The 18,362-nt window shown below is 46.0% G+C and carries 18 protein-coding genes and 1 other RNA gene; 16 read left to right on the top strand and 3 right to left on the bottom strand.

The window, feature by feature from the left end:
- From DXA36_RS31110 to DXA36_RS31070, 9 genes are all read left to right on the top strand, one after another.
- Window positions 1-1,014, top strand: a complete 1,014-nt coding sequence (locus tag DXA36_RS31110) for an ABC transporter ATP-binding protein (protein WP_118683255.1) — start codon at window positions 1-3, stop codon at window positions 1,012-1,014.
- Window positions 1,007-1,990 (top strand): ABC transporter ATP-binding protein, encoded by a 984-nt coding sequence (locus DXA36_RS31105; RefSeq protein WP_118683253.1) that lies wholly within the window; start codon window positions 1,007-1,009, stop codon window positions 1,988-1,990. Before DXA36_RS31110 ends, DXA36_RS31105 begins: the two co-directional genes overlap by 8 nt.
- A gap of 105 nt (window positions 1,991-2,095) precedes the next feature.
- A complete protein-coding gene (locus tag DXA36_RS31100; RefSeq protein WP_118683251.1) occupies window positions 2,096-3,895 on the top strand; it encodes a peptide ABC transporter substrate-binding protein in 1,800 nt (599 codons plus the stop codon).
- Between the two features lie 163 nt (window positions 3,896-4,058).
- Window positions 4,059-4,298 carry a preprotein translocase subunit SecG gene (gene secG / locus DXA36_RS31095; RefSeq protein ID WP_021636302.1) on the top strand — a complete coding sequence of 80 codons (240 nt, stop codon included), beginning with the start codon at window positions 4,059-4,061 and terminating at the stop codon, window positions 4,296-4,298.
- Between the two features lie 119 nt (window positions 4,299-4,417).
- Window positions 4,418-6,598, top strand: coding sequence for a ribonuclease R (rnr, locus tag DXA36_RS31090; protein ID WP_330425128.1), 2,181 nt, complete (start codon window positions 4,418-4,420; stop codon window positions 6,596-6,598).
- Window positions 6,561-7,028 carry an SsrA-binding protein SmpB gene (gene smpB / locus DXA36_RS31085; RefSeq protein WP_118683249.1) on the top strand — a complete coding sequence of 156 codons (468 nt, stop codon included), beginning with the start codon at window positions 6,561-6,563 and terminating at the stop codon, window positions 7,026-7,028. The genes rnr and smpB overlap by 38 nt, the downstream gene beginning before the upstream one ends.
- Window positions 7,029-7,098: 70 nt before the next feature.
- Window positions 7,099-7,443: a transfer-messenger RNA gene (gene ssrA / locus DXA36_RS31080) on the top strand.
- A gap of 126 nt (window positions 7,444-7,569) precedes the next feature.
- A complete protein-coding gene (locus tag DXA36_RS31075) occupies window positions 7,570-8,385 on the top strand; it encodes an alpha/beta fold hydrolase (RefSeq protein WP_118683247.1) in 816 nt (271 codons plus the stop codon).
- Between the two features lie 91 nt (window positions 8,386-8,476).
- Window positions 8,477-9,019 (top strand): peptidoglycan-binding protein, encoded by a 543-nt coding sequence (locus DXA36_RS31070; protein ID WP_118683245.1) that lies wholly within the window; start codon window positions 8,477-8,479, stop codon window positions 9,017-9,019.
- A gap of 154 nt (window positions 9,020-9,173) precedes the next feature.
- Here DXA36_RS31070 and DXA36_RS31065 read toward each other — a convergent pair whose 3' ends face one another.
- The 3 genes from DXA36_RS31065 to rbr form a co-directional block, all read right to left on the bottom strand.
- Window positions 9,174-9,386: a DUF3006 domain-containing protein gene (locus tag DXA36_RS31065; RefSeq protein WP_118683243.1), complete on the bottom strand. Its 213-nt coding sequence runs from the start codon at window positions 9,384-9,386 to the stop codon at window positions 9,174-9,176.
- A gap of 41 nt (window positions 9,387-9,427) precedes the next feature.
- Window positions 9,428-10,615, bottom strand: coding sequence for a ComEC/Rec2 family competence protein (locus DXA36_RS31060; RefSeq protein WP_118683241.1), 1,188 nt, complete (start codon window positions 10,613-10,615; stop codon window positions 9,428-9,430).
- Between the two features lie 142 nt (window positions 10,616-10,757).
- Window positions 10,758-11,354, bottom strand: coding sequence for a rubrerythrin (gene rbr, locus DXA36_RS31055; RefSeq protein WP_118683239.1), 597 nt, complete (start codon window positions 11,352-11,354; stop codon window positions 10,758-10,760).
- A gap of 241 nt (window positions 11,355-11,595) precedes the next feature.
- Between rbr and DXA36_RS31050 the strand changes: the two genes are divergently transcribed.
- The 7 genes from DXA36_RS31050 to DXA36_RS31020 all read left to right on the top strand — a co-directional run bounded on the left by DXA36_RS31050 (window position 11,596) and on the right by DXA36_RS31020 (window position 18,088).
- Window positions 11,596-11,991: a hypothetical protein gene (locus tag DXA36_RS31050; RefSeq protein WP_118683237.1), complete on the top strand. Its 396-nt coding sequence runs from the start codon at window positions 11,596-11,598 to the stop codon at window positions 11,989-11,991.
- A 12-nt stretch (window positions 11,992-12,003) separates the two neighbouring features.
- A complete protein-coding gene (locus DXA36_RS31045) occupies window positions 12,004-12,843 on the top strand; it encodes a DUF5685 family protein (protein WP_118683235.1) in 840 nt (279 codons plus the stop codon).
- A complete protein-coding gene (locus DXA36_RS31040; protein WP_118683233.1) occupies window positions 12,836-13,582 on the top strand; it encodes a DnaJ domain-containing protein in 747 nt (248 codons plus the stop codon). The genes DXA36_RS31045 and DXA36_RS31040 overlap by 8 nt, the downstream gene beginning before the upstream one ends.
- A gap of 36 nt (window positions 13,583-13,618) precedes the next feature.
- Entirely contained in the window at window positions 13,619-14,143 is a 525-nt protein-coding gene (gene bilS, locus DXA36_RS31035; RefSeq protein ID WP_118683232.1) for a flavodoxin family protein BilS, read from the top strand.
- Between the two features lie 111 nt (window positions 14,144-14,254).
- Complete coding sequence (locus DXA36_RS31030) at window positions 14,255-15,637, top strand: MATE family efflux transporter (RefSeq protein WP_118683230.1); 1,383 nt, start codon at window positions 14,255-14,257, stop codon at window positions 15,635-15,637.
- Between the two features lie 217 nt (window positions 15,638-15,854).
- A complete protein-coding gene (locus DXA36_RS31025) occupies window positions 15,855-16,538 on the top strand; it encodes a response regulator transcription factor (RefSeq protein WP_118683228.1) in 684 nt (227 codons plus the stop codon).
- A gap of 128 nt (window positions 16,539-16,666) precedes the next feature.
- Window positions 16,667-18,088: a sensor histidine kinase gene (locus tag DXA36_RS31020; protein ID WP_321027799.1), complete on the top strand. Its 1,422-nt coding sequence runs from the start codon at window positions 16,667-16,669 to the stop codon at window positions 18,086-18,088.
- Window positions 18,089-18,362: the final 274 nt, after the last annotated feature.

Here is an 18,362-nt window from a genome sequence, read left to right as displayed (position 1 = left end):
ATGAGTGAGAATGAAAATATACTTTCCGTAAAAGATCTTCGTACCTCCTTTTCAACGGATAACGGGGAGGTAATGGCTGTCAACGGCATTTCCTTTGACCTTGACAGAGGTAAAATCCTGGGAATTGTTGGTGAATCCGGTTCCGGTAAATCCGTCACGGCTTATTCCATTATGCGTATTCTGGAAAGCAACGGCAGCCTGAAAGGCGGCCAGGTTCTATATAAAGGCGACGATATTACCAAATTTACAGAAAAACAAATGAGGGAGTTCCGCGGAAAATGCTGTTCCATTATTTTCCAGGATCCCATGACCAGCCTGAATCCTGTGTTTACGGTAGGAAACCAGTTGAAAGAGGCAATCGAGCTTCATACTGACAGAAAAGGAAAAGAGGCCGAGGCGCGTGCCGTGGAAATGCTTACGCTGGTTGGCGTAAATGAACCGGAAAAGCGTGTGAAGCAGTATCCTTATGAGCTGTCCGGCGGTATGCGCCAGCGTGTTATGATCGCCATGGCACTTGCCTGTGAACCGGATATCCTGATTGCGGATGAACCTACTACGGCGCTGGATGTTACCATTCAGGCCCAGATTCTTGAACTGATGCAGGAATTGCAGAAGAAGCTGGGTATGGCAATTATTATGGTTACCCACGATTTGGGTGTTATCGCAGATATGTGCGATGAAATCATTGTTATGTACGGCGGGCGTGTGTGTGAAAGAGGTACGGCAGAGGATATTTTCTACCGCCCTCATCATGAATATACAAAAGGGCTTCTGCGTTCCATTCCGAACGTGGACAGGATAGGGGAAAAACTCATCCCCATTCCCGGTACGCCTATTAATCTGCTGAATATGCCGAAAGGCTGTGCTTTCTGCCCCCGGTGTGAAAACGCCATGAAGATTTGTATAGAAGAAGTTCCGCAGGAAATGCAGATGCCTGACGGACATTACGCATCCTGCTGGCTGAACGTGAAAGAGGCGATGGAAGCAAAGCAAGGAGGCGGTAAACATGAGTAAAGAGATACAAAATAAGAAAAGTGAATATCTGGTTGAGGTCAAAGATCTTAAGCAGTATTTTCCCATAAAAGTCGGTGTTATGAAAAGTGTTCCCCTGAAGGCTGTGGATGGCGTATCCTTTGCCATTAAGCCCGGAGAAACGCTGGGAATGGTAGGGGAGTCCGGCTGCGGTAAGACGACGGTTGGACGTTCCCTGCTCCGGCTTTATACGCCGACAGGCGGAGAAGTGTTTTACAACGGGGAAAAAGTGAATGGTTCCACCATCGGGCATATGAGGAAGGAAATGCAGATGGTATTCCAGGATCCTTATTCTTCTCTGAATCCCCGTATGACTATTGAAGATATTATCGGAGAGCCTTTGGATGTGCACAAGCTCTATTCCTCCAAAGGGGAGCGCCGTGACAAGATCATTAACCTTATGGAACTGGTAGGCCTGAATGCGGAGCACGCCACCCGTTATGCACACGAATTTTCCGGCGGGCAGCGTCAGCGTATCGGTATTGCAAGAGCATTGGCGACGGATCCCAAGTTTATAGTCTGTGACGAGGCGGTAAGCGCCCTGGACGTATCTATCCAGGCGCAGGTAATCAATATGTTTGAGGAACTCCAGGAAAAGCTGGGTGTGGCGTATCTGTTTATTGCCCATGACCTTCTGGTGGTCCATCATATTTCCGACAGGATAGCGGTTATGTATCTGGGAAGAATAGTGGAAATTGCGGATTCCAATGAGCTTAATGACAACCCTATTCACCCTTATACCCAGTCCCTTCTCAGTGCCGTGCCTTATCCGGATCCTAAAATGGCCCGGGAAAGGCACCGTATTGTACTGGAGGGCGATGTCCCCAGCCCGCTGCATATGCCGAGCGGCTGTGCGTTCCGTACCCGCTGCAAGTATGCGACGGAACAGTGTGCAAAGGAATGTCCCGCCCTTACGGACAGGGGCAATGGCCATCAGGTGGCCTGCTGGAATAAATAATGCCAGTTTTCCCGTTTTTTTCCTTTTGATACAATTTGTCCTTTTCTTTTTGAGAAGAACGTTGTATAATAAACCGTATCTATTATTCATGGGAGGTAATAATTTATGAAGAAAAAGTATCTGGCATTAGCGCTGGCTGCTTCTCTGGTTGTAAGTACTCTGGCCGGATGTGGATCCGCAGGAACCACTACTGAGTCAGCTCCGACCACAGCAGAAACCACCGCAGATTCCGCTGCAGAATCAACAGCAGCAGATGAATCAACCACTGCAGACGCAGGAACAGCCGCTCACGGCCCGTCCAGCGAAGCAGCACCCGCATGGGAAGAGTATGATGCAAGAATCGCGGCTATCAGAACCGAGACCGATCTTGCAAAGCGTGAAGCCCTTATGCATGAAGCAGAAGATGAGCTGATGAACACATGGGCTGTTATTCCGCTTTACTATTACAATGACGTTTATCTTCAGAAGACTGATGTGGATGGAATTTATGCAAACCTGTTTGGCTTCAAATATTTTGGTTTTGCAACAACTCCTACCAACACCCTGGCTCTTCAGATTGCATCGGAACCTAACAAACTGGATCCCGCTCTGAACTCTACAGTAGACGGTGCCTGCCTTGCAATCCTTGCATTTGCCGGTCTGTTTATGTATGATGAGAACGGACAGCTTACCCCCGATCTTGCAGACAGCTATGAAATGACCGAAGATGGTTTAAGCTATACTTTCACTATGAAGGATGGCCTGAAATGGTCTGACGGTACAGAACTGAATGCCAAAGATGTGGAATACAGCTGGCAGAGACTTGCAAATCCGGATACCGGGGCTGACTATGCATACCTGACCACCGTTATTGCTACCAAAGATGATGGGACTCTGGATATCGCTGCTTCCGAAGACGGCAAGACCTTCACCGTAAATCTGGTTGCTCCCTGTGCATATTTCCTTGACCTTTGTGCGTTCCCTGCATTTTATCCTGTTCCCCAGGCTAGTGTAGAAGGTGCCGAAGGCGCTGCTGATAACCCGGGTGCATGGTGTACAGAAGCTGGTTTCGTATCCTCCGGCCCGATGGTATGTACCGGATGGAAGCACAATGAATCCATGACTTATGAGAAGAACCCTAACTACTACAATGCTGACAAGGTTACCCTTGATAAGATTGAGTTCATGCTCAGCAGTGATGATACCGCTATCTATAATGCATTTGTAGACGGTTCCCTGCAGTTTGCAGATACCATTGCAACTGATATGATGGCTACCGTAAAGGAAACACCTGAATTCCACAAGATTCCTACCCTGGGAACCTATTACTGCGGATTCAATGTAAACAGCGAACTGTTTGCCGGCAAGACTGTTGAACAGGCTGCTGCTATGAGAAAGGCTATGTGTCTGTTAATTGACCGTCAGTATATTGTTGACACAGTTGCACAGGCAGAGCAGGAAATCGCCAACACCTTCATCCCTACCGGTATGGCGGACGGAAACGGCGGCGAATTCAGAAAGAATGATGATACCTATACTTATCCGGTAGAAGATAAGGTTGGTTACTATGATCCGGAACTGACGGATGCCAATATGGAAGAAGCACAGGCTCTTCTTGAAAGCGCTGGTTATAAATTTGATGAAAGCGGTATGCTTTCTGCTGAAACACCTATCAGCATGACTTACCTTACCAATGATTCTGAAGGTAATGTTAAGATTGGTGAAGCTATCCAGCAGGATCTTGCAGCTATCGGTATTACTGTAACTGTTGAAACCCGTGAGTGGTCCGTATTCCTTGATGAAAGAAAGCAGGGACAGTTTGACTTCGCTCGTGAAGGCTGGCTGGCAGACTACAACGATCCTATCAATATGCTGGAAATGTGGGAAACCAATTCCGGTAACAATGATATGCAGTTCGGTAGATAAGCTTCGAATGAATTACAGGAAATAATTCCTGAAAAGATGCGGCCTGTGCGCCTTGTGGCGCACAGGCCCTTTTTATGGAAAGCTACGAAAATTAAAAAATTCTATTGTAAATATCTGTCTTATGTGGTAAACTTACAAGTGCTTGGCGTTAGGAGGTGTAGAAATGGCAGTTTTGAGAATAATATTAACAGTGCTTTTTATTATAATTTGTATTGCATTGACAGTTTTGGTACTGATGCAGGAAGGCAAAGCAGCCGGCCTGGGAGCTATCAGCGGTGCAGCAGAGACATACTGGGGAAAAAACAAGGGACGTTCCATGGAAGGGACATTAGTGAAAATCACCAAGTACCTTGCGATTTCTTTTATTGTAATTGCGGCAATCCTGAACATATCCAAGTTTTAACTACCAAAGCACTCTTGTATACAAACAGGGGTGCTTATTTTTTGGCAGGGAACCGGAACCGTTTGGCTTGTTGCCCGCGGAATGAACTGCCTGCATCTCATTTTAGAAACAGAGGAATTATGACACAGAATAAAACAGAGACACGTAAAATGAGGATACTCGGCCTTATGGAAGAAGCCAGCTATGTTCCTATGAGAGAAAAGGAACTCGCCTGTATTATGCAGGTGGAGCCGGAGGACAGGCCGGAATTAAAGAGAATTTTGCAGGAACTACTTGCAGAGGGCAAAGTACAGATAAATAAACGGGGACGTTATTCCAAACCGGAACAGCAGCAGCTTACAGGTATTTTTACAAGCCATCAAAAGGGATTCGGCTTTGTGCAGATCGATGGAAGGGAGGAGGATCTCTATATTCCGGAGGATCAGGTAAACGGAGCCTATCATCTGGATACCGTAGAGGTGGTTATTCTTCCGGGACGGCATGGACAAAGGCAGGAAGCACGGATAAGCCGTATCATTGCAAGAGGGACTACCCATGTGGTGGGGACTTATCAGAAGAGCCGCAGCTTTGGTTTTGTGATACCTGATAACCCGAAGCTTCCGTCGGATATCTTTGTCTCCCAGGAACGTTCCAAAGGAGCGGTGAGCGGTTCCAAGGTGGTGGTGGAGATAACGGATTACGGCGGATCCGGGAGAAGAAGTCCGGAAGGAAAAATCGTTGAGATACTGGGCCATATCAATGATCCGGGCGTGGATATTATGTCTATCGTCAGAAGCTTTGATTTGCCGGAGGCTTTTCCGGAAAAGGTGATGAATCAGGCGGAAAGGTGTGCGCTTGAAGTCACAGAAGCCGACATGGCCGGAAGGCTGGACTTAAGGGAACTGACAATGGTAACGATAGACGGAGAGGATGCCAAGGATCTGGATGATGCAGTGAGTCTGACAAGAGATGGCGAAAACTATTGCCTTGGTGTGCACATTGCGGACGTTACCAATTATGTCCAGGAAAATTCGGCTTTGGACAGAGAAGCCTTGAAGAGGGGAACCAGCGTTTATCTGGTCGACAGGGTTATCCCTATGCTTCCCCATACACTGTCAAATGGTATCTGTTCTCTGAACGCCGGTGAGGATCGGCTGGCCTTAAGCTGTCTGATGACAGTCAATCCCAGGGGAGAAGTAGTCGATTACCGTTTGGCAGAGAGCGTTATCCATGTGAACCGGAGAATGACTTATACAAGTGTGGCCGGAATACTGGAGGCGGAAGATCCAAAGGAAATGGAAGAATACAGGGAACTGGTACCCATGTTCCGGGATATGGCCCGTTTGTCTTCCCTAATAAGAAAAAGAAGGCAGAAAAGAGGGGCTATTGATTTTGATTTTCCGGAAAGTAAAATCATTCTGGATAAAAGCGGACATCCGCTGGAAATCAGGCCATATGAACGGAATACCGCTACAAAGCTTATAGAAGATTTTATGCTGCTGGCAAATGAAACGGTGGCCCAGCATTTTTACTGGCTTCAGGCGCCGTTTGTATACCGTGTCCATGATAATCCGGATCCGGAAAAAATACACAGGTTAAGCCTGTTTATCCATAATTTTGGATACTCTATGAAGGCCGGGCAGGAAGAGATCCATCCCATGGAGCTGCAGAAGCTGCTGGATAAGATAGAGGGAACACCTGAGGAAGCATTAATCAGCAGGCTGACACTGAGAAGTATGAAACAGGCGAAGTACAGTACGGAATGTACGGGGCATTTTGGGCTGGCCAGCCCGTACTACTGTCATTTTACTTCACCTATCAGACGCTATCCGGATCTGCAGATACACCGGATTATTAAGGAACAGCTCCGCGGACGTCTGGAAGAAAGCCGAACCGCCCATTATGAACAAATCCTGCCTCAGGTTGCAAAACAATCCAGCCAGGCCGAACGCCGGGCAGACGAAGCGGAGAGGGAAACAGAGAAGCTGAAAAAGACGCAGTTTATGGAAAGCCATATCGGTGAGATTTACGAAGGAGTTATTTCGGGAGTGACGGCCTGGGGGCTTTATGTGGAGCTGCCCAATACGGTTGAAGGACTGGTCCATGTTTCCATGCTTCCGGGAGATTACTTCTATTATGATGAAGCAGCCTGCGAAATGCGGGGGAGCCAGACAGGTAAGAGTTATAAACTGGGTGAAAAGATCCGGATAAAAGTTAAATTCGCCGACCGGTTTACGAGAACGATAGATTTTATACTGCCATATGAAGAAGAGGGGATTGACGATGGCGAAAGAAGCAATGAAACTGGTAGCAAACAATAAAAAAGTATTCCATGATTATTTTGTAGAGGAAAAGTATGAAGCTGGCCTGGTGCTGCATGGAACGGAAGTGAAATCACTCCGTTTGGGAAAGTGCAGCATCAAGGAAGCCTTTATTGCTGTGGATAAAGGGGAAGTGTTTATCAATGGGATGCACATCAGCCCTTATGAAAAGGGAAATATATTTAACAAGGATCCTCTTCGTGTGAGAAAACTTCTTATGCATAAAGCGGAAATCATGAAACTGACAGGCAAAGTGGCGGAAAAAGGCTATACGCTGATGCCGCTCCAGGTATATTTCAGAGACGGAAGGGCTAAGATAGAAATAGGACTCTGCCGTGGTAAGAAATTATATGATAAGCGGCAGGATATTGCAAAAAAAGATGCGCGGAGAGAATCGGAAAGAGAATTCAAAGTGAAAAATCTTTATTAAAAAGAACCGTCTGTTCTTGACATCGGGCATAAAGATGTGTATACTAACGATACTGTTTACAATTGCATATGGGGTAGTCAAGGTTTCGACAGGGGTCTTGCAGCTGGAGAAGCTATCCGCAGGAATGCGTCAAATCCAAACCTAAATATAAACGCTGAAGACAATACTTTAGCTTACGCAGCAGCTTAATGCTGCGTTGTCTGGCTTAGAGCACCTACACTTTAAGATTCAGGCATCGACTTTGTAGGAAACGACGCAGGCAAAGCTTTGAGCCTGCGGGCGTATTATGAAGCTACTGAAGTTAACCGGATGTCAATTTCCGGTTAGCGGAGGGAATGTTTAAGAATTGACTATGATAGTAGAAGGACAGGGAATGGGCTTTTGGACACGGGTTCGACTCCCGTCTACTCCATTTAAAAGGTGCGTATGATTGATCAGCTTCCACAGCTGACAAGATACGTACCTTTTTTCAAGTGCAGCCGTACATGCTTCCTCTTTCAAAAAGCAGCATAATATAACAAAAACGGTAAAATGGTGGAGTATGTATTTTGTTAAAGTATCGGATGATGTAAATATCGCAGTGTATGATTACAATCCGAAAGGAAAAAAGACGGTTGTATTGATCCATGGCTGGCCTTTATCCAATCTGATGTATGAATACCAGCTGGAAATGCTTTTATCCTGCGGCTATCGTGTTGTAACGATGGATCTGAGGGGATTCGGCAATTCGGATGTACCGTCCTGCGGCTATTCCTATGACCAGATGGCGGATGATATTTACCGGGTAGTCTGCGCCCTGCGTTTGAACCGGTTTGTCCTTACAGGATTTTCCATGGGAGGAGCGATTGTACTAAGATATATGAGGAAGTACCAGGGGTATGGAGTCGATCGCCTGATTCTTCTGGCGGCAGCTGCCCCATGCTGGACGCAGAGGGAAGGTTTTCCCTATGGACTGACCAGGGAATATGTAAACAGCCTGATACGGCTGGCCTGTACGGATCGTCCCAAACTTGTCTGGGAATTCAGCCATGAACAGCTTTTTGCAAGCTGCCAGTCAGAACAGATTAAGAACTGGTTTGAGGATATTGCCCTTTCTGCTTCCGGTATCGGTACGGTTCAGGCGGCTATATCCCTGCGTGATGAGGATGGCCGCAGCGATCTGGCTGCTGTTAAGGTTCCAACCGTCATTATCCACGGCGTAAAGGATGTGGTGGTGTCTAACCAGCTGGCGGAATACCAGCATAGAGCGATTTCCGGGTCCTGCCTGTATCAGTTGGAAAATAGCGGACATGGTATTGTATATGATGAACTGGAACGATTTAATGACCTGTTTTTCATGGCTGTGGAAGGAAAATAATGGAAACATCGCTATGTACAAATATTTCATGCAGCGTTATACTGATTATGTGAAGTCTTACTATCAAAAATAATCGAGAGGGGAAGTACAAATGAAGAGATTTGCAGTAGTATTACTTGCTTCACTGTTATGTCTGACTGCGGTTCCGGCGGTAACCGGCTGCCCGACAGCTATAACGGCGGAGGCACATTCCGGAAGAACGGATGCCAATGGAGGCCATCATGACAACAAGAACAAGAGCGGACTCGGCAGCTATCATTATCACTGCGGCGGCAATCCGGCACATTTGCACGAGAATGGTGTTTGTCCCTATGCTTCATCGGGCAGTGTGAAAGCGACACAGCCTGCAGCAGCGCCGGCACCGGCAGCGGATGTACCCGCACCTCAGGTTCCTTCCGCAGGTGATACATCCCAGCAGGGGGCGGCACAGCTTTCCGCGGAGGATGCGCTGGCATCCATGGTAACGCAGACACAGACATGGCTGCAGGCATTTGGCTATTACAGCGGTGAAATAAACGGTGTGTTTGACGAGACTACCCAACAGGCGCTGACTGCGTTTCAGACAGCATACGGATTAACTGTGGATGGGATGATAAATGCAGAAATCATCCAGCTGTTTGGTATCACCGTGTAGCAGGAATCGTTATATATTGCTGGAAATAAACAAGGCCAGGTGCCCCGGCATCGATTTTCCCCCCATCCGGATATTGGGATTCGCTCCAAAACCGGATACGGGAAATCTTTGCCGGGGCACCTGTTGTTTTAGAATAGGGGCATGTCCTGAATGCTTATCCGAACAGCTTTTTGCGTTTTTCTTCCATGCGTTTCCGGCGCTCCAGAGTGGCGGCGCTGTCCAACAGGTATCTGCCGTCCTCATATATAAGAACATCCCCTTCACCGGCCTGGGGAGGCAGGAGGGCTCTCTCTACAAGGATTGTGGTGCGATCTTCTTTTTCACAGACGGCATTGCCTTCTTCAAATCGGTCAATGATATATTTCATATAATTCCTTTCTGCCGGAGAGTCATTTTTGCGGACAGCTATCAGGGACTGCACTGACTGCAGGGATCATAGCCCATACCGATAACTTCTTCCCGGCTGCCATTATAGCATATTTTGTTGGATTCTTTTATTTTATCTGCGGAAGGACAGGCGGGAAGGTGGAACTTCATGCTGTTTTTATTCAAAATGTAAGATGCGGTTACCGGCATAGAGGTTCCTTCGGAGAGCGTTTCTGCGGGAGGAATATCGGATGCGGCAGGGAGAGGAAGCGAGGTGTCCCATGTGATTGCAGAGCCGTCTGACGTGGCGATCAGAGTTCCCTGCATATCTGTGCGGTAGACCGTAATTCCGGCGGCCGAGAGTTTATCCATGGTTTCCTGGTGGGGATGACCGTAGCTGTTGTCTTTTCCGCAGGATATGACCGCGCTGGAAGGAGCCACCGCCTGTAAAAAGGTATCGCAGGTTGATGTGGAGCTGCCATGATGTCCCAGCTTCAGAACGTCGGCGCGAAGAGTCAGGCCGCTGTCCGTCATAGCTTCTTCGGAGAATGTTTCCGCGTCACCGCACATGACAAAGGCATTGGATCCAAAGCTGACACGGATTCCCACGGAGAGATTGTTCAAATCTCCTGCGGACTCAGCTTGCTGCACTACATCATCGGACGGGGAAAGTATGGTAAAAGAAGCTTCTCCCAGCTGGTATACTGTTCCGGGAACCGGCTTGGTGATCTTCAGCTCTTTATCAAGCAGGGCATCCAGTACATCCTCATAAGTACGGGTGGTGTGAGAGGCGTCGGGCATAATGACAGTTCCGACGGAAAAAGCCTTGATAACGTCATCCAATCCGCCGATATGGTCCTCGTGAGGATGGGTGCCGATTACATAAGAAAGGCGGCTGATCCCCAGGGATTTCAGATACTGCGTTACTTGGCTCCCGCTTTCATTGGTGCCGGCATCCACGAGCATGCTTTCCTGCCCCGACTGGATGAGAATGGAATCTCCCTGGCCGACATCGATGAAATGCACTTTCAGAACACCGGAAACATCCGGGTTCCCTCCGGCACTGTTTCCGGCGGGAGCCGGGCCGGAATCCGCGGGAAATGTCTGGGAGCATCCTGCTGTAAAAAGAAGCAGGGCGCATAGGAATAAAGACAGAATGGCCCGGAATAGCTGCGGCGGGTATTTCCTGTCTGCGGTATGCCTGAAAAGGACTGTATGTTGCTTGTTCATGTTGTAAATCCTCCTGAAAATCTATCATATAACAGATTTTCGGGGAAGAAAAGCAGGAAAATATGTATTCGGGTATACTTTAGGAAGATAATTATACGAAATGCCGGGAAAAGCAAGGAGTCTTTTCCCGGCGTATGCTATTTTATTCTGTAAAAGGTGCCATTGTCAGACGGATAAAATATCCTTTGTCATGATCACAGACAGGACACTTTTCCGGTGCGTTTGTTCCGGTATAAACATAGCCGCAGTTTAAACATATCCATCCGGTTTCCACATCGGATATGAACAGCTTATTCTGTTCCATAAGCTGTGCAAATTTACCAAAACGATCGCCGTGTGTTTTTTCTATGGCAGAAATCATATGGAAGGAGGCTGCCACTTTCTCAAAGCCTTCTTCTTTGGCTTTGTCGCCAAAAGCTTTGTAAATGGGATCATATTCCTCATATTCATTATGCTGGGCAGCAAATAGCAGTTGTTTCACATCGGGGTAAATATCTACCGGATAGCCCCCGTCTACCACGATGGTTTCGCCGCTGAGTTCTTTTAAATGGTTATAGAAGATTTCAGCATGTTCTTTTTCCTGGTTTGCGGTAAATGTAAAAACTGCCTCAATAACGTGCAGTCCCTCTTTCCGTGCCTGAGAGGCCGCAAAGGTATAGCGGTTCCTGGCCTGGCTTTCCCCTGCAAAGGCGCGCATCAGGTTATCTTTCGTTTCACTGCTTTTAAAATCTTTGGACATTTTTTTCACTCCTTTATCATTGAACGATGTCTGGTTGATTCCCAAGAGCGGCAGTAGCCTGCGCTTGTGAGATATTTTTAGTATGGGCACCTGAAAAAGGTTTATACTTTTTTAATAGTAAGTTTTCAGCCAGTTAATTGCAATTTACGGTGACAGCGGTAAAATATAGGACATAAACAGCATACTGCCCGGGACGGTGTCGGAACCGGGCGCGTATACAGATGCGCGGATAGGAGAGAGAATGAAAGAAAAGCTGATACGGTTTATGCAGGGTCGATACGGGGTGGATCCGTTTACCAGATTTTTAATGGGAGTGGCACTGGCCTGTATGATTCTTTCTTTTTTTACAAGAAGCATGGTATGGTCATTTATAATTCTGCTGCTTCTGGTCTATTGCTATTTCCGTATGTTTTCCAAAAATGTGTCCAAAAGATACGCTGAAAATCAGAAATATCTGCAGATGACATCCGGTATCCGTAAAAAGTGGGCCGCTTTCCAGCGGGATATGAAGGACAGGAAAACACACCATATTTATAAATGTCCCGGTTGTAAGCAGAAGATCAGAGTTCCCCGGGGGAAGGGCAAAATTGCCATCCGATGCCCGAAATGCCAAACGGAATTCATTAAGAAAAGCTGACGGGAGAAAACCATGTTCGGATATGTAATTGTGAATAAACAGGAAATGAAATTCAGGGATTTTGATCTGTATCAATCCTATTACTGCGGATTTTGCCAGGAGCTTAAAAAGCGTTACGGTATGAAAGGACAGATTACCGTAACCTATGATATGACGTTCCTTATTCTATTGCTCAAGGGGCTGTATGAGGTAGACGATAAGGTGGAGGACTGTAAATGCGTTGCCCATCCCTTTGACAGGCATCCTACACGGGAAAATATATTTACGGATTACGCGGCCGATATAAATATATTAATGACTTACTATCAGTGCATGGATGACTGGGAAGATGAGAAGAAAGTCTGGAAAAGAGGTTATGCAGGGATCCTGAAGAAAGCATTCCGGGATGCGGCAGCGCGTTTGCCGGAAAAGGCGGAGGAAATCGCCGTGCAGATGCAGGCGCTTCATGAGTGTGAGCAGAGAAATGAAAAAAACCTTGACACGGTAGCAGGGTGTTTTGGTAATATAATGGCGGAGATTTTTGCACTCAAAAAGGACGAATGGGAAGATGATCTTCGTAAAATGGGATTTTTCCTGGGGAAATTTATTTATTTGATGGATGCCTATGAAGATATAGAAAAGGATCGTAAGAAGGGAAACTTTAATCCTTTCCTTTCCATATGCAATGAGAGCGGTTTTGATGATAATGTTTACCAGATTTTGCGGATGATGATGGCAGAATGCTCCAGAGCTTTTGAAAAACTCCCGGTTCTGCAGAATGTGGATATTCTGCGGAACATCCTTTATTCCGGTGTTTGGTGCCGGTATGAGATGGTAAAGGGCAAAAGAAAGGAACAGCAGGAAAATGCGTGATCCATATCAGGTACTGGGTGTATCAAGGGATGCATCAGATGAAGAGATTAAGAAAGCATATCGAGCGTTAAGCAGAAAATATCACCCGGATGCCAATGTGAATAATCCGAATAAGGAGCAGGCGGAAGAAAAATTCAAGGAAATCCAGCAGGCTTATCAGCGGATTATGGATGAAAAGCAGAGAGGTACAGGCAGCTACGGAAGCAGTTCCGGTTCCGGCAGCTATGGAAGCGGCGGTGGATACCAGGATTTCGGCGGCTTCGGAGATTTCGAAGATTTATTCGGCAGTTTTGGGTTCGGCGGGCAGAGCTATCGAAGGACACAGAGCAATGACAGCGGTGATGAATATACGGTGCATATGAAAGCCGCTTATAATTATATCCAAAGCAGACATTTCCGGGAGGCGCTGAATGTGCTTTCCGGTATCAGTGACAGGACAGCGCAATGGTATTACTATAGTTCTATAGCAAATTCAGGACTGGGCAATAATGTGATAGCCCTGGATCATGTGAAAAAAGCAGTGGCTATGGATCCCGGAAATCAGCAGTACAGAGTATGGCAGCAACAGATGGAATCCGGAGGAAGCTGGTATCAGACACAGCAGTCCCCTTATGGAATGCCGGCGATGGACGGCAGCAACTGGTGTCTTAAGCTATGTATTGCCAATCTTATCTGTAACATGTGCTGTGGGGGCGGCGGATTATGCTGCGGAGGCGGTATTCCCATAGGACGTTTTTAATATGAATGCGGGTGGGACAAGAAAGGAGTACGTAAAATGGAAGTAATGGTTATTTATTCAAGCCATACCGGGAACACAAAGAAGGTGGCTTCCAGTATATTTGCGGCAATCCCCGGAGACTCCAAGGATATGCAGTCCATAGACGAATATAATGGAAAAGATGCGGAAACCTATTTTATCGGTTTCTGGACAGATAAAGGGACCTGTGATATGCGGGTGGTGGATTTACTGTCTGAGCTGGAGGGGAAAAATGTGGCTCTTTTCGGAACCTGCGGAATGGGAGCTAATGAAGAATATTATAAAAGTATTGAGCAAAAGGTTAAGGTTTGGCTGCCGGAGGACTGCAGATACTTGGGAGCCTATATGTGCCAGGGCAAAATGCCGATGCAGGTTCGTCAGAAATATGAAATGATGGAAAAAAACGGAATGGATGAAGTGAAAATAAAAGCGATGCTCCGGAACTTTGATGAGGCATTGCTGCATCCGGATGCGGAGGATTTGAAGAATGCGGCAGATTTTGCTGCGAAGGTAATGAACAGACTTAAAAACAGAGAGTGTTAGATAACAGCCGGGATATAAAAGTTCCGGCTGTTTTTTTGCAGAAAATGTTTGTAATCTTTTTTCTGATATGATATACCACATATAGAAATATGAGAAAAGCGGGGAAAGAATATGACAAAGGATATGACCGATGGAAAACCGATAAAGCTGATACTGGGTTTTGCAGTACCTCTTTTATTCGGTAATTTGTTTCAGCAGTTTTACAATTTGGTTGATACGATAATAGTAGGAAAGTTTCTCGGGGTGAATTCCCTGGCGGCCGTGGGAAGTACAGGCTCCATCAATTTCCTGATAATCGGATTCTGCATGGGTATCTGCAACGGGTTTGCAATTCCCATAGCACAGAGCTTCGGGGCGAAAAATGAAAAGACGTTGAGAAAGTATGTGGCCAACAGTACATGGCTGGCTCTGTTATTTGCAGTGCTGATGACCATAGCTACCATTATCCTGTGCAGGCCGATTCTCCGGCTGATGCGGACTCCGGATGATATATTCCGTGGGGCCTATACCTATATAGTAATTATTTTTGCCGGTATACCGGCAACGATATTATATAATATGGTATCCGGTATCCTGCGCGCCATGGGAGACAGCAAAACGCCCCTGTATTTTCTGCTTTTATCCGCTTTCCTGAATATTTTCCTGGACCTTTTCTGTATTGTGGTTCTGCACATGGGAGTGGCAGGCGCAGCAGTGGCAACTGTGGTTTCCCAGGCCGTATCCGGAGTAAGCTGCCTGCTGTATATGAGAACGAAATTTGACATTTTACATATCAGGAAAGATGAATGGAAGCTGGAAGCACAGTATGTCCGGAATCTGTGTGTTATGGGGATACCCATGGGACTGCAGTATTCAGTAACGGCTATCGGGAGTGTAATTCTCCAAAGCGCGGTGAATTCCCTTGGTTCTATAGCAGTGGCATCTATGACGGCAGCCAGCAGAATCGGAGGTTTTTTTGCCTGTCCCTTCGATGCGCTCGGAGCAACGATGGCAACCTTTGCCGGACAGAATATGGGAGCTGGCAAAACAAGCCGCATCAGGCAGGGAATCCGTTCCGCCAATAGTATCGGAGCATTTTACGCAGTCATTTCCTTCGGTATCATTGCCCTGGCAGGGGGAAAGCTGGCCTTGCTGTTTGTGGATCGTACGGAAGAGGTGATTTTGGCAAATGTAAAACTTTATCTGCTTTGCAACTCCCTTTTCTATTTCCCGCTTGCATTGGTGAATAATATCCGGTTTTTAATCCAGGGAATGGGTTACAGCATGCTTGCTATTTTATCAGGGGTCAGTGAAATGATAGCAAGAGCGCTGGCCGGTTTCCTTCTGGTTCCTCTGTTTGGTTTTGTAGCCGCAGGCTTTGCCAGTCCGTTGGCTTGGATAATGGCAGATGTATTTCTGATCATTGCATATGGTAAGGTTATGAACAGGACGGAGCGGATTTTTGCAGAACGGCAGCGGATGGAGAGCGTGGAACACAAACAGCCTTCCTGCTAGAGTGTGTTTGAAAATTGCGGGAATGAATTTTAAAACACACTCTATGCAGAAAGGTGAAAAGAAGCAAAAAAAAGGAAAAGTTCACATGTTTTTCATAAATATCTGTTACACTGTAAATAAAGCGGAAAAAACGTAACTGGGAAGGTCTTGAACAGTTACAGAATAACTTTGAATCATATGGAAGTGCCGGAATGATGCCGGCGGAATCGGGGTTGTTATGGAACGTACCAAAATACTTGTAGTGGATGATGAAAGCAGGATGCGTAAACTGGTGAAGGATTTTCTCCAGAAAAATAACTATGAAGTAGTGGAAGCCGGCGACGGAAGCGAAGCGCTTGATATTTTCTTTGAACAGAATGATATCGCATTGATTATATTGGATGTGATGATGCCGAAGATGGATGGATGGCAGGTGTGCCGGGAGATCCGCAATTATTCCAAGGTCCCCATTATCATGCTGACGGCTAAAGGGGATGAAAAGGATGAACTGCAGGGATTTGATCTGGGAGTGGATGAGTATATTTCCAAACCCTTCAGCCCTAAAATTCTCGTGGCCCGTGTGGAAGCTATACTGAGAAGAGCGGGCAAAACAGCCAGCGGTGATGTGATGGAGGCAGGCGGCATTCATCTGGATCAGGCCGCTCATATGGTTACCATCGACGGACAGAATGTGGAACTGAGCTATAAGGAGTTTGAACTGTTAACTTACTTTATGGAAAACCGGGGTATCGCTCTCTCCAGGGAAAAAATTTTGAATAATGTATGGAATTATGACTATTTCGGAGATGCCAGAACAATTGACACCCATGTGAAGAAGCTTCGCAGCAAGTTGGGTGATAAAGGCGATATGATAAAAACTATTTGGGGAATGGGTTACAAATTTGAGGTTGACGAGACATGAGATACTCCATACGAAAACAGTTTGCCTGTATATTTATCGGATTAATGGCCGGCACAATTCTATTGTGCTGGTTTATTAATAATACCTTCCTTGAGAAATACTATTTCCATAATAAGCAGACAGTGGTTATGGATGCGTATAAGCAAATGAATGCAGCCGCGCAGAAAGGCAGTATCAGCTCGGATGATTTCGACATTCATCTTCAGCAGCTCAGTGCCAGATATAATATTTCCATCCTTGTACTGGATGAGGATTCCGAAACCATACGGGTCAGCGGCGGAGATCCCTCCATGCTGAAAATAGAACTGTGGAATCATGTCCTTTTCGACAGTATGGACGCAGGCAATTCCGGGTTTAAGAATAAGCCTGATAATTACCAGGGAGCAAAATATGGGGAAAATACAATTACCAATGAAACTCTGGTAAGGAATGAAAGTCCCTTTTACATTGTACAGCTGGTTACAAGCAACCGGATCAGCATGGAATATCTGGATATGTGGGGTTTTTTGGACAACGGAAACCTTTTCTTTATCAGAACTGCTTTGGAAGGCATCCGGGACAGCGTGGATATTGCCAACCGTTTTCTTGCATATGTCGGGATTGCGGCTACCATTGCCAGCGGAATTATAATCTGGATTATTACCAAAAAAGTAACAGATCCGATTCTGGAGCTTGCCCGCATCTCTGAACGTATGACGCATCTGGATTTTGATGCCAGATATCAGGGGAAGAGTTTTAATGAAACGGCGATCCTGGGAAACCACATCAACCAGCTTGCGGATACGCTGGAAGCTACGATATCGGAATTAAAAACTGCCAATAATGAGCTGCAGAAGGATATAGAAAAGAAAAATGAAGTGGATGAGATGCGGAAGGAATTCCTTTCCAATGTATCTCACGAACTGAAAACACCCATCGCGCTTATTCAGGGATATGCGGAAGGGCTTAAGGAAGGAATAAATGACGACGATGAAGATAGCAGAAACTTTTACTGCGACGTTATCATTGATGAATCCGGAAAAATGAATAATATGGTAAAGAAGCTTCTTACCCTGAATCAGCTGGAATTCGGAAATGATGTGGTATCAATGGAGCGTTTTGATATAGTTACCCTCATTAAGAATTATCTGCAGTCAGCGGAGATTCTGATTAAACAGAATGAAGCGGAAATCCGTTTTGATAAAGAAGGACCGGTTTATGTGTGGGGGGATGAATTTAAAACAGAAGAAGTCTTTATGAATTATTTCAGCAATGCGTTAAACCACTTGGGCGGAGAACGGGTGGTGGATATCAAATTGACCGGAGAGGGAAAAAAGCTAAGAATTTCTGTCTTTAATTCAGGGACTCCCATTCCGGAAGAGTCGCTTCCCCACCTTTGGGAAAAATTCTATAAGGTGGATAAAGCGAGGACGCGTGAATACGGAGGCAGCGGGGTAGGGCTTTCTATTGTTAAAGCAATTATGGAGTCCATGAATCAGAGATACGGGGTTGTGAATTATGAGAATGGAGTGGAATTCTGGTTTGAAATGGAACAAGTAAAGGAAGATTGAACCGTGTAGAAATAATATAGATAGCTGTGAAACCGCCTGAAAATAAGGCGGTTTCAAGATTTCGTAAGAAGTTGTTAAAAATATTTGAAAAAAATGTAAAATTATGATTGACAAAGTCGAACCAGAATGATAAAATCATCTTCGTTGCCGGTTAAAACGGTAACAAATCAGAAATAAAAAGTTAAAAAAAGTGCTTGACTGGCGAAACAACATGAGATAAAATATCAACTGTTGCGGCTGAGAAAGCAGCACACAGAACCTTGACAAATAAACA

This window comes from Eisenbergiella sp. OF01-20, from assembly GCF_003478085.1.
GTDB lineage: Bacteria > Bacillota > Clostridia > Lachnospirales > Lachnospiraceae > Eisenbergiella.
This window is presented reverse-complemented; position numbering and strand designations above follow the sequence as displayed.

What these genes read in the sequence shown, in the direction of transcription:
- DXA36_RS31100 (WP_118683251.1), top strand. Translation starts at nt 2,096, where the DNA reads ATGAAGAAAAAGTATCTGGCATTAGCGCTGGCTGCTTCTCTGGTTGTA.
- DXA36_RS31030 (WP_118683230.1), top strand. Translation starts at nt 14,255, where the DNA reads ATGACAAAGGATATGACCGATGGAAAACCGATAAAGCTGATACTGGGT.
- DXA36_RS31040 (WP_118683233.1), top strand. Translation starts at nt 12,836, where the DNA reads ATGCGTGATCCATATCAGGTACTGGGTGTATCAAGGGATGCATCAGAT.
- bilS (WP_118683232.1), top strand. Translation starts at nt 13,619, where the DNA reads ATGGAAGTAATGGTTATTTATTCAAGCCATACCGGGAACACAAAGAAG.
- DXA36_RS31105 (WP_118683253.1), top strand. Translation starts at nt 1,007, where the DNA reads ATGAGTAAAGAGATACAAAATAAGAAAAGTGAATATCTGGTTGAGGTC.
- DXA36_RS31075 (WP_118683247.1), top strand. Translation starts at nt 7,570, where the DNA reads ATGTATTTTGTTAAAGTATCGGATGATGTAAATATCGCAGTGTATGAT.
- DXA36_RS31020 (WP_321027799.1), top strand. Translation starts at nt 16,667, where the DNA reads ATGGATGCGTATAAGCAAATGAATGCAGCCGCGCAGAAAGGCAGTATC.
- rbr (WP_118683239.1), bottom strand. Translation starts at nt 11,354, where the DNA reads ATGTCCAAAGATTTTAAAAGCAGTGAAACGAAAGATAACCTGATGCGC.
- rnr (WP_330425128.1), top strand. Translation starts at nt 4,418, where the DNA reads ATGACACAGAATAAAACAGAGACACGTAAAATGAGGATACTCGGCCTT.
- DXA36_RS31045 (WP_118683235.1), top strand. Translation starts at nt 12,004, where the DNA reads ATGTTCGGATATGTAATTGTGAATAAACAGGAAATGAAATTCAGGGAT.
- smpB (WP_118683249.1), top strand. Translation starts at nt 6,561, where the DNA reads ATGGCGAAAGAAGCAATGAAACTGGTAGCAAACAATAAAAAAGTATTC.
- DXA36_RS31110 (WP_118683255.1), top strand. Translation starts at nt 1, where the DNA reads ATGAGTGAGAATGAAAATATACTTTCCGTAAAAGATCTTCGTACCTCC.
- DXA36_RS31065 (WP_118683243.1), bottom strand. Translation starts at nt 9,386, where the DNA reads ATGAAATATATCATTGACCGATTTGAAGAAGGCAATGCCGTCTGTGAA.
- DXA36_RS31070 (WP_118683245.1), top strand. Translation starts at nt 8,477, where the DNA reads ATGAAGAGATTTGCAGTAGTATTACTTGCTTCACTGTTATGTCTGACT.
- DXA36_RS31025 (WP_118683228.1), top strand. Translation starts at nt 15,855, where the DNA reads ATGGAACGTACCAAAATACTTGTAGTGGATGATGAAAGCAGGATGCGT.
- DXA36_RS31060 (WP_118683241.1), bottom strand. Translation starts at nt 10,615, where the DNA reads ATGAACAAGCAACATACAGTCCTTTTCAGGCATACCGCAGACAGGAAA.
- DXA36_RS31050 (WP_118683237.1), top strand. Translation starts at nt 11,596, where the DNA reads ATGAAAGAAAAGCTGATACGGTTTATGCAGGGTCGATACGGGGTGGAT.
- secG (WP_021636302.1), top strand. Translation starts at nt 4,059, where the DNA reads ATGGCAGTTTTGAGAATAATATTAACAGTGCTTTTTATTATAATTTGT.